General features: G+C 64.4%; 4 protein-coding genes. All 4 read right to left on the reverse strand.

Annotated elements, in window-relative coordinates; genetic code table 11:
• Nucleotides 1-8,431, reverse strand: an 8,431-nt coding sequence (locus tag GPS82_RS11415; protein WP_296494716.1) for a glucoamylase family protein, incomplete at its 3' end; no start/stop codon positions are given.
• A gap of 5 nt (nucleotides 8,432-8,436) precedes the next feature.
• Nucleotides 8,437-8,682 carry a hypothetical protein gene (locus GPS82_RS11420; RefSeq protein ID WP_296494718.1) on the reverse strand — a complete coding sequence of 82 codons (246 nt, stop codon included), beginning with the start codon at nucleotides 8,680-8,682 and terminating at the stop codon, nucleotides 8,437-8,439.
• 46 nt (nucleotides 8,683-8,728) lie between these two features.
• A complete protein-coding gene (locus tag GPS82_RS11425; RefSeq protein WP_296494726.1) occupies nucleotides 8,729-9,883 on the reverse strand; it encodes an outer membrane beta-barrel protein in 1,155 nt (384 codons plus the stop codon).
• Between the two features lie 13 nt (nucleotides 9,884-9,896).
• A partial coding sequence (locus GPS82_RS11430; RefSeq protein WP_296494730.1) for an ice-binding family protein occupies nucleotides 9,897-10,757 on the reverse strand: 861 nt, incomplete at its 5' end.

Here is a 10,757-nt window from a genome sequence, read left to right on the forward strand (position 1 = left end):
AGTTCGACCCGGTCAACTCGGACCAATACAGGCTTTCGCCGGCTTGCAGCAGTTGCGCGCCTGGCACAGCGGCGGCTTGCAGCGCCTCTGCGCTGCTGGCGCGGATCATGATGAAACGCATGCTGCGCTGCTCTCTGATCAAGGTTAACTCGGCTTGCTGCCAGTGTGAAGGCAGGCAGGGCCAGAAGCTGAGGCTTTGGGCACGCTGCTGCAAGCCAAACATCGACTCGATGGCGGCGCGGTGCAGCCAGGCGGCGGCACCGGTGTACCAACTCCAGCCGCCGCGCCCCGTATAAGGCGGCTGGCTGTAGATGTCGCCCGCCATCACATAAGGTTCAATGCCATAGGCGGGGCCGCGGGTGGGGTGGCTGGCGCGGTGCGCCGGGCTCAGGTAGGTGAAGTAGCGGTAGACCAGATCGCCCGCGTGCTCGGCAGCCACAGGCCTGCCCGCCTCGGGCTGGCTGGCAATTTGTTTGGCCAAGTCGGCTTGTGCCATCAGTGCCCAGACGCCCGCATGCGAATACTGTCCGCCGTTTTCGCGGATCCCCGGCGGGTAGGCCTGGATGTAACCGGCACTCGGCACAGCGTTGACAAGGGGCGGGTCCAACAGCTTGATCAGGCCCGCATCAACGTCAACCAGATGGTCTTCCACGGCGGCCATCGCTGTCTGCTGTTGTTCCAGCGGCGCGGAACGTGACAACACCGACCAGGCTTGCGCAATCAGGTCAATCCGGGCCTCGGGGTTGTGCTGTGAGCCAAGTGCCTGGCCGTCGTCAAAAAAGGCCCGCTTGAACCATTGGCCGTCCCAGGCGGTGCCATTCAAGGCGGTGCGCCAACCCATGGCGGCCTGTTCCCAGCGCACGGCGCGCAGGGCATCACCGCGTTGATGCGCCAGCGGGGCAAAGTCTGCCACCAGCTGGCACAAAAACCAGCCCAGCCAGACGGACTCGCCACGGCCTTCGATGCCGACCCGGTTCATGCCGTCATTCCAGTCGCCGCTGCCCATCAGGGGCAAACCGTGCACGCCCACAGCCAGGCTGCGGTCGATGGCGCGGGCGGCGTGCTCATACACCGAGGCCTGTTCGGTGCCGACGGTGGGCGCAAAGTAGGCGTCTTCGGCGCCAGCGGGAATCGCCATGCCGTCCAGAAATGGCACCTGTTCGTCCAGCAGTGCGGCATCGTCCGTGGCCTGCAGGTAAACCACGCAGGCATGCGCCAACCAAAGCAGGTCGTCAGAAAAATGGGTGCGCACGCCAACCCCCAGCGGTTCGTGCCACCAATGTTGCACATCGCCCTGGCCGAACTGGCGCGAGGCATTCAGAATGATCTGCGCGCGCAGCATGTCCGGCGCGGCCCAGGCCAGTGCCATCGTGTCCTGCAACTGGTCGCGAAAGCCGGTGGCGCCGCCGGCCTGGTAAAAGCCGGCCTTGGCCCACAGGCGGCATGACACCGTTTGGTACAGCAACCAGTGGTTCACCATCGCGTCAAACAAGGGGTCCGGCGTGGTCACCCGGGTGCCGCCCAGCAAGCGGCGCCAGCGCTCAGTGACCGTATCAAGGCGCTGCTGGGCCGACGTCTGAGTCGCCAGCGTGGCCAGTTGGCGCGCCGCATCCAGATTTTCTGCGTAGCCCATCAGGAAGGTGCGCGTGACGCTGCCTTCGCCGTTCAGGGTGATGCGCGTGGACAGCGCGGCGCAAGGGTCAAGCCCGTCGCCGCTGCGCTGGCCAAAATGGTCCGGAATGACGAGACGCCCGCGGGCATCAAAAAACTCGCGCCGGTCACAGGTCCAGTCTTCGGCATCATCGGCCGCGCTGGCCATGCCAAAGAAAGCGGTGCCACCCCCAAAACCAGCCGACACATCGCGTTGCGTGCTCATCATGGCGGTCAGTTTCTGCGCAGGGGCGGGCAGGCGCTGATGAAACGAGGCGGTGCGAACGGTGCCGCGGTCACTGCGGTTGGCGCCCATCAACCATTCCACCATGCCAATCAGGCGCAGAGGGTGGGTTTTGTGCCCGCGGTTGAGCAGCGTGACATGGATCTGCTTGACGCTGGTTTGCGCATCCACGCACCAAGTCACCGACACCTCGAGCTCACCCAGGCGGTGGCTGATGGCGCTTGAACCCTGGCTGTGCGACACCTGAAACGTGCTGCTGTCGCCCGCACCCGCTGAAGGCGACAGGCGCCAGATTTCGCGGGTTTTGGTATTTTGCAGCAAGAACCATTCTGACGTTGGATCGCCCACCGGGTCGTTTGACCAGGCCGTGAGCTGGTTCAGGCGGCTGTTGACGGCCCAGGTGTAGCCGCCGCCGGCCTCAGAAATCTGGGCGCCAAAGTTCGGGTTGGCCAGCACATTGATCCAGGGCCGCGGTGGCCGTTGGCTGGCGCTGACTTCGAACGCGAAGGCTCCTGTCGTGGCAGCAAACTTGCCTTGCGAAGGCGCAGCCGCAACGCTGTCGGCAGACATCTCAAGTGCGCTGGTTGAGGTGCCAAACCGCAGCGCCTGGGCCAGTTCGTGCCGCTGGTTGAGTTCTTGCACATGAAAGGCAAGCGGGCGGCCATCGGCATGCAGCAACACGCGCGCCAGGCTGTGCAGGGTGCTCAGCTCGCTGCGGGACAACTCAATGGCCGGGATCAGGTGAAAAGCGGTGCTGGCCGGGCCGCCGTTGGCGTTGCAGTCAGCGCTGTGGCGGTCACGCAGGGCGGCAATTTCCCGCTGCAGCGGCATCAGGTAAGACGCGGTCTCGGCGTTGACCACCACCAGATCGCAGGCCTGCCGGCTCCAGGCCCACAGATTCAACGCCTGCGCCAGCGAGCGCAGCAGGCCCAGGCCGTGGCTCACGCCGGCCAGCACCAGAATGATCGGGCGATCGCCTGAAATGCCAAAGCGCCACAGCAGGCGGCGGTCACACACCTCGGTGGCGGTGCCATCGGGTCGCACAGCCCGGGCCTGCACCCGTGTGAGGCTTAGCGACAGAAGGGTGCTGAGCGTTTGCATGGCGGCAAAATTCTCGGGCGTGACGCGCAGTGCCCGCAGCCGGATGCTGGTCATGGTGGCGGACATCAGCGAAGCCCGTTGCACATTGCTGGTCAGGCGGTATTTGTCAACCACGGCGCGCAAGGTGTGCGTGCTCAGCGACGCTGTGGTGGCAAAGGTCAGGCGGGCCTTGGCACCCGGTGCAATGCGCAGCGTGACTGCCAGGGCACAGACCGGGTCAAGGCCGGTGTCCAGCGCCACAGGCTGGTCATCCGGGGCCTCGGGTGCGGCGTCCAAACCCGCCGCCAGGTGGCTGGTGCAGTGGTTGCGCCCCTGCCAGCGCTGGCGATCCGTGGTCAGCCGGATATCAGTCACCGGCACGCTCATGTCGGTCAGAAAGTGCGCCAGCTTGAGACCCTGCTCGCTCGGCAAACGGGGCTTGCGCTCAAACAGCAGCGCCTGTTGCGAGGCCAGCCATTGGGCTGTGATGAACAAGTTGGTAAACGCCGGATGGGCTTCGTCGGCACGGGGGTCTGACAGCGTGACCTCAAACGCCGATGTCAGTTCAACACTCAGCGTGCGATCACTCAGGTTGCGAAGTTCCACCTGCCTGAACTCAATGTCATCCTCGGGGCTGACCCACACCGTGGTGTGCGCCTGCAGGTCGGTCCACTGCGCGTCGAAGCTCACCCGGTCGGCATGGAACACACTTTGGTACAGCGCCTGCGGGTCCGGTGCCGGGTGCTGGGTGACCGAGTGCGGCCGGGCTTGCCCTTGCCACTTGACAAAGAAGAAGCTGCCGAACGCATCGCGCAGCGCGTCATCGCGCCAGCGCGTGATGCCGGTCTGATCCCAGCGGCTTGCACCTGCCCCGTTGGCGCGCAGCGCCACGCTGTAGCGCCCATTGGACAGGATGTGGGTGGGTTCAATGGCGTTGTGGCCTGGCAGCACCTCGCGGAACAGCCCGGGCGCGCGTCGCTTCTGGCTGTGCGGTTGCAGCGCTGTGGGCAAATCCCGCAGCACCGGTATTTCGCGCGGCACCCGTTCATGCATCAAGGAAGACACCGCCTGCAAATGTGCATTGGCCATGCCCCAGCGCAAGCCTGCGCCGCCCAGCAGCAGATTGGTCAGCGCCACGATGCTCATGCCCTGGTGATGCGCCATGACGGTGTCCACCGGCGTGAACGGTTCGCCTCCGGTGCGGCCAGCCGCAGAGTAGTCAAGCGCTTCGATAAAGCCGTAGTGGCCACGGGCTCCGAGCGCTTGCAAGGCCCTGAAGTTCAGGCAGGCACAGAGCGGTGCGATTTGTGCCACCAGTGCGGTGGCATATGGCGCCACCACCAGCTCGTCCGGGGGCGTGCGGCGCAACGCCAGCCTTGGCACACCATGCGGCGCGTACTGGTAGGCCAGGGTGAAATCGCTGGCGGCGTAGGCAGACTCGGAAATGCCCCAGGGCACACCCTGGGCTTTGGCAAAGGCCATCTGCTCGCGCAGCGCCGCGTGACTGGCTTCATGCAGCACGCTGCCGTAAGGCTCGTCCAGCACCACGCCGGGCATCAGGTATTCAAACATGGAACCGGTCCAGGAGCGCAGCCCGGCGCGGGAGCCAACCGCAAAGAATTGCCGGCCCAGCGCGCTCCAGTGCCGCACCGGCACATCGCCCTTGGCGATGGCCAGCAGGCTGGTGAGGCGCGACTCCGAGGCCAGCAAGTCATAAAACCCGGCATCGCGCTGGTGCTCTGCCACGCGGTAACCAATATGAAAGAGATGGCGCCTGCGGCTGTACAAAAAGCTGAAGTCGGGCTGCCAGGCCAATTGTTCAAGGGCATCGCCCAGGGCTTGCAGGCGTTGACTTGCCACGGGCAGCGCAGACGGCAGGTCTGATTGCGCCAGCGCGTCCAGGCGGTTGGAAGCCAGGGTGGCGCGCAGGTCTGTCAACAGCCACTTGAGCTCGGCACGCTCCGGCCTGGACAGTTCGGGGCGTCGCGCCAGCAGGGGTTGAATCCGCGCTTTGGCCGCGCTGACGGCCAGCCGACCCGCGCCGTCAAAGGGTGCTGCGGCCAGTTCCCGGCAAGCCTGTGCCACCGCCAGCAGGTGCCCGCTGAGGTTGCCGCTGTCGACCGTTGACACGTACATCGGCAACAGGGGTTCGCCGCTCTGCGTGTCGTACCAGTTCATGAAGTGGCCGCGGTGGCGTTGCAGCGTGAGCAGTGAGTTGAGTGTGGCATCGAGGCGGGCCAGCAAATCCTGGGTGCCGATCCAGCCAAACTGCCGCGCGCAGGCGACACTGAGCAAATAGAGTCCGATGTTGGTGGGCGATGTCCGGTGCGCCACCATGTCGTGGGGCGTGGACTGAAGGTTGTCGGGTGGCAGGTGGCGGTCATCAGGCCCCACGCAGCGCTCAAAAAATCGCCAGGTGTCACGCGCAATGCCCGTCAGGTAGGCCCGCTCGGCAGCGGGTAATGTCACTTCTTCGTCGACGGCCTGGGTTCGGCTGACCCACCAGGTCCACACGGGCGAGGCCGCCCACAACAGGCACAGCGCGATGGCCAACCCCGGTGCGGGTGATCCGGCCCAAAGCAGGGCCGCCAGCAGGGAGAGGGCGACGATAGGTGCCGCGCGGTGCTGGCGCAAGATGCCGCGCAGGTCGGCTCGAGCCTGTGCCTGGGCCGCTTCAGCGGTGGTCCACTGCAGCAGGTGGCGGTGGCTCACGCCCATGCGGTAAAGTGCGCGGCCAATGGCATCGAGTGCCAGCATGGCGTGCTGCAACAGCTGCGCCAACAGCCACAGGCCGCCCAGCAGCGCGCGCACCAGATCAAGCAGCGCCGCACGGTAGAAATGGCCTTTGGCGATGTCGCTGTGGCTGGGCGCCAACCCGGCCAGAGAGCCCATCACCGGGCCGGCGGTAAAGGCGGCAGTCACCAGAGCCAGCGCCACCCAGGGCGACATAGCCAGGCCAAACAGGGTGGCCAGCAACAAAGCCAATGACATGGGGGCCACCAGGGAACGGCGCAGGTTGTCGGTCAACTTCCACACGTTGATGGCGCTCAGGTGGTAGCGCCCGGGGTTGAGCAAAAACGGCAGCAGTTGCCAGTCGCCTCGGGTCCAGCGGTGCACGCGGGAGGCGGCAACGTCTGAATGAAATGGCGCGTCTTCAAGCACCGCGATGTCGCTGACCGCGGCGCAGCGCGCAATGGCGCCTTCCAGCAGATCATGACTCAGCACCTGTTCCTGTGGCAATCGGTTGGTGAGCACGGCATGCATGGCGCGCACATTGAGCAGCCCCTTGCCGGTGAACGTTCCCTCAAAAAACACATCCTGGTAGATCTCGGAACTGGCAGCACTGTAGGGGTCGATGCCGCACTGACCGGCAAACAACCAGTGGTAAAGGGTGAATTCCCGCGCGGCCGGCAGAGGCATCGCCACCCGGGGTTGCAGGATGCCGTAACCGCTGACAATCTTGTGCCCGGCGGCATCGAGTTGGGGAAGGTTGTGCGGGTGAGCCGCGACACCCACCAACTCACGCAGACGCCCGGGGGGCAGCTGGGTGTCGCTGTCCAGGGTGACGATATAGGGCGTGCCCGGCTCGATGCGGGACGTTTCACCCAAATCCAGAAATGCGCTGCCATTGCGCAGCGCCAGCGCCGTGACCAGCAGTTCCAGCTTGCCACGTTTGCGCTCCCAGCCGATCCAGCGCTGCTCGGATTCGCTGAAATGCCGCGCCCGGTGCAACACAATGAAGCGCGGCGCCTGGCTGGCCTCAGTGGGGCTTCTGGGGTGCTTCAGGTTGAGGTTGCGCACACCCTGCACGGCTGATTCAAGCAAAGCGTTGTCGGTGTCGAGTTGCGCCGCGTCGGCATCAGCCCAGTCGGTGAGCAGGGCAAACTGGGCCTGCGGCTCCGGGTTGGCCAGGTAGTGCAGTTGCAACCGGTCCACCAACGCCAGGGCGGATGCCGCACTCGTCAGCATGCCCGGAATCACCACCATCACCCGGTGCTCGGGCGGGATGCCGCGCGCCAAAGCCAGGCGCGGCAAGTGTTGCGGTCGCACCGATTCGCTGATCAAGCGGTGAATCACCGCCACCACCGCCTCGGAGGCCGGAAACAGCGCCAGCAACATGACCAGCAGCATGACACCGATCGAGTCTGCGGTGTTGTGGCGCAGCAATAGCCAGACCAGCAAGCCCACGGTGACAGAGAGCACGCCAAGGTAGCCGGGCAACAGCCACTGCCTGGCGAAAGATCGCCAGGCGATGGCTGCGGGTGCCTTCAGCCCCAGTGCACGCCAGAGTGCTGCCTGGCCGGGTCCGCGCAACCAGTGCGCCGCCACCGAATGCGCGTCGTTGGCGTCGGTTGGCACATTCATCAGTGCCATCAGGCGCTGCGCCACGGTGATCTCGGACTGGCGGCTTCGTTTGGCCAGACGCTCGATCGCGTGCAGGGTCTGGTCCCGCGTGGTGTTGTCTTCTGCCTCAAAGACGGGTGAAGCAAGCATCAGTTGCATCAGCACGCTGGCGCGCGCGATGATGTCTGGCCAGTCAGCGTCGCCAATCGCCCGCAGCGAGGTGATGGCGTTGCGCATGCTCAGGTTGTCAGCGGCCTGATCGGCACCCTGCTGCAGTTGCGCGGCAGCCGGATCGGGCAGGGCGCGGTCTAACCAGTGCTGAAATTCGTCTTGCCCGGTCGTTGGATCCACGGGGCGAAGGTCGTTCAGGCGCTGCGCCAGCTGCACCAGAAAGACCCGCCCGACACCACGCCCGTCCAGCAGGCCAAGCATTTGGCTGAGCGTGTCCGGCGTGTGGCTGTCAATTTTGTCAAAGCACAGGTTGGCGGCTTCACGCGCGGCCTTGTTGGTGGCCACGCGCTCGGCGAGCCGTCGCAAACTCTCGATCAGGACCACGCGCAGCGTGGTTGGCAGGGCCCACATTTCGCTCAAGTTGAGCTCGCACGTTTGCTGGTAAGCGCTCAGGAACTCGACCAGCATGGCGTCGTCAAAAGCACCGTCGGTGTGCGCCACAAAGGCCCAGGCCACGCCGTACACGCGGGGCAAACCTGCCAGCGGTTCGTCCAGCAATTTGGGCAGTTCCGAGAAGTAGCTGCGCGGCAAGCCGGCGTTGATTTCGGTGAGCTGGCTTTCGATCAGGTGAAAGTTGTCGAGCAGCCATTCTGCTGCCGGACTGATGTCATAGCCCCTGCTGGCCTGCACACCAATGTAGTGGTGCGCTTCGCGCAAGGCAATCAGGTTGCGCTTGATACGCGGGAAAAAATTGGCTGAACGCCAGGTTGAATGTGTGGCTCGATGCGTTTGCCCCAGGCTGCGGCCATGCTGGGCGAAGCGCTGGGGGCCAAAAATTTCGGCCCGAATGGGTGGCTCGACAACCCCGCGCGCACTGTCCAGAAGTTGGTAGAAATCGGCCGCTTTGTCGGGAATCAGTCCTTGCAGGCTTGGGTGTGTCATGCGCGCTACAGCGCCCAATAGCCAAAGCCAAACAGCAACGCCACAACCACCAGGGTGGTCACGAAGCGTGTGGCAACGAAGCCGTCGATCGCCGTGGCCACGCCATGCAGGGCCATGACGTGCCGGTGCACTTGCGGGCAGGCACTCAGGTGCTCACCCAATACCAGTAAATCGGTGCCGGAAGACTTGCTTGCATCACTGCGTGAGGCGGTGCACCAGTCTTGGCGCGGTGTTGACGTTGATTTATGCATAGAGATGTTCCATGCCCACACTGCGCTGTGCAGTGCGGGCCAAGGGTTAACGTTTGCCGGTGACTTCGATGTCCACCCGGCGGTCGGGTTGCAGGCAGGCGATCAGGGCAGGAGTGGCTTTGGTGCCCACGCAATCGCCCGGCTTGGTCACCGGATCGGAGCCATTGACGCCCCTGGCGCTGATCTTGCCGGCCGGAATGCCTGCCGAGGTCACGAGGTAACTGCTGACCGCTTCGGCGCGCTGGGTGGACAGCTTCTGGTTGTAGGCTTGTCGACCGATGCGGTCGGTGTGGCCGGTGACGTTGATCACGTCAAAGTCAACGCCGCGCAAATCGGCTGCCAGCTTGTCCAATTCGGCTTTGCCGGTGGGTTTGACGGCTGCGCTGTCGAAGTCGAACAGCGAATCAGCCGAGAAACTCACTTTTTGTGGCACCACCGGGGGTGGTGCTGGTGGCGGTGGTGGTGCCACGTAAACCGGTGGCGCTGCCTGGGCGATCACCACAGGCGGCGCTGTGTAAGCGCGCGCCACTGGCGTGGGTGTTTTGCCGCCAAAGCGGTAAACCAGGCCGATCGAAGCCAAATCGATATCACCCCTGTTGCCCACCGCGTCGTTGATGCGATAGCGCTCGATCTCGGCGCGCACGCTCAGGGCCTCGGTGAAGGCATATTGCACGCCCAGACCGACCTTCAGGTTGGCGGCGTCCTCACTTGGGTTGGGGTTGAGCACGTTGACCGCACCGGTGCCAACAAAACGGTCTTCAGCGCGGGCATAGGTGCCGCCAACACGGCCAAAGGCAGAAAACTTTTCCGTGAGGGGCAGTGTGCCGACCAGGTCAAGATTCAGCCCCCGCACGCGGATGTCACCGCTCAGGCTGCCGGCCGGTGTGGTGGTGGTGCTGAAGCCAAACTGCCCGAGGTCAAAGTAGCCTCCTTCGACGGAAAAATACTTGTTGTACTGATAGCCGCCAAAGACCTTGAAGCCCAGGTCGTCGTCGGTGTTGTTGAAGGGGCCCGCCACCAACCCGCTGCCGAGCAGGCCGCTGGAGATCCGGGCCTCGTCGATGGTGGCCGTGGACTGGCCGATGTTGCCACCCAGGTACCAGCCGTCGTCTTGCGCCATGGCGAACGGGGTAGCCATGAGGGCGAGTGTCAGCAGGCTGAGCTTGCCTTTGCTGACGAATTTACGTGATGTGTGTTTCATGTGAGTCTCCGGTTTATTGGGCTGGCACGTTGATGACGGTGTTGACCATCGTGACCGAGGCGCCCAGCGACAGGGCACGGCCATTGATCGTGACGATGTTGACGTTGTCAGCGGTCGAGATCTTGACCCCGGCCTGCGCAATGATGGTGCCCACCATGGTGCCGCCACCGGCTGCGTTGATGGTGGCCGTGGAGCCGACTTGCCAGAACACGTTCTTGGCCAAGGCGCCACCGGCCAGGATGATGCTTTGCGGCGCAGCGGCGCCCGGGCCGCCAACCGTCAGCGTGGAGGCCATCTGAAAGACCCAGGTGGCGTTTGCATTACCCTTCGCATCAAGCGTCAGGTTGCCGCCCTCGATCAGGAAGGAGCCACCGGGCGCCACATAGGTGCCGGGTAACAACGTGACGCCTGCCAGGTTGGCGCCTGGTGCCGGGCTTGCGCCGCCCACGGGGGTAGCCACCAGGGCCAAATAGGCAGTTTCGGCATCCAGGCGGGCCTGGGTGGCAGCGGCGCAGGCGACAGCGTTCGGGCCGGTCGACGTGGGGCCTGTCACCGAGTTGGTACAGGTGAAGATCTTGCCGTTGACAAAGCCCTTGTTGAGGGTTGTTTCGGTATAGATATCGCCCAACTTGTCATGAAAACCCGTGATCGAATCTGTTGCCGTGGCAGTGGTGCCAATGTCGCCGTTGATGATGGTCAGCGTTCCCATGTTGGTCATGCCGGCGGTGCCGCCAAACGTGCCGAAGGGTGCCACGGAGTTCAAGTCAATCAGCGGCACATCCACCACTGCATTCGCCGTGGTGAACTGCCACACTTTGTTGACTGCCAGGGTGTTGCCAGCCAGATCCGCTGCATGATTGGTCACGGTTGCGGT

This window comes from Rhodoferax sp., assembly GCF_011391645.1.
Lineage (GTDB): Bacteria > Pseudomonadota > Gammaproteobacteria > Burkholderiales > Burkholderiaceae_C > Rhodoferax.